Source organism: Cyclobacterium xiamenense, from assembly GCF_009467825.1.
In the GTDB taxonomy this organism is placed as follows: domain Bacteria; phylum Bacteroidota; class Bacteroidia; order Cytophagales; family Cyclobacteriaceae; genus Cyclobacterium; species Cyclobacterium xiamenense.
Genome location: NZ_WIOK01000094.1, coordinates 1 through 564, shown reverse-complemented (window position 1 = coordinate 564; position 564 = coordinate 1). Strand labels below are relative to the sequence as shown.

1 pseudogene is annotated in these 564 nt (G+C 54.4%); it reads right to left on the bottom strand.

Annotated features, from left to right (window positions below):
- Positions 1-29: 29 nt before the first annotated feature.
- Positions 30-564: pseudogene (locus GCU44_RS23060) on the bottom strand (NAD-dependent epimerase/dehydratase family protein); the annotation flags it as partial.

Genomic DNA, 564 nt, shown 5'->3' with positions numbered 1-564 from the left:
GTGGCCATCTGTGGTGAATTAGTAAAAAATTACCCCTTGAATGCCTCAAAAGTCTTCTCAAACCCTTGCCGAGCCGTCAGGGGAAGATCGGCGTCCAGGGCCTTTCGCAGCTTTTCATTGCTGACTTTATAGCTTTCGGTAAGTTTCTGCAGGCGCTCGCTGGTCAGCGGGAGGCGCAGACGGTCCCCTACCCTCGCTGCCGCTCTCAATAGCCCCGCGGGGATTTTCAACAACCGGGCGGATTTGCCCAGGGAGGCGGCCATCATTTCTATGAGCTCATTCGTGGAAAAAACGCCGGAATCGGCTACCTGATAAATGCCCGAGGGAATGTCCTTCTCCATTAGCCGGAGCATGACCCAGCAGAGATTATCCACGGAGAGAAAAGAGCGTTCGTTGGTAAAGGCGGCCAGGGGGTAGGGAAAGCCTTTTTTGGCAAAGGCATAGAGTAGGTTTAGGTTTCCCTTGTTTCCCGGACCATGGATCATGCAGGGACGCAGGATATAGACCCGCTTGCCGGGGGCCGGATGTGCCAACAGGTATTCCTCTGCTTTTCGCTTGGACTTG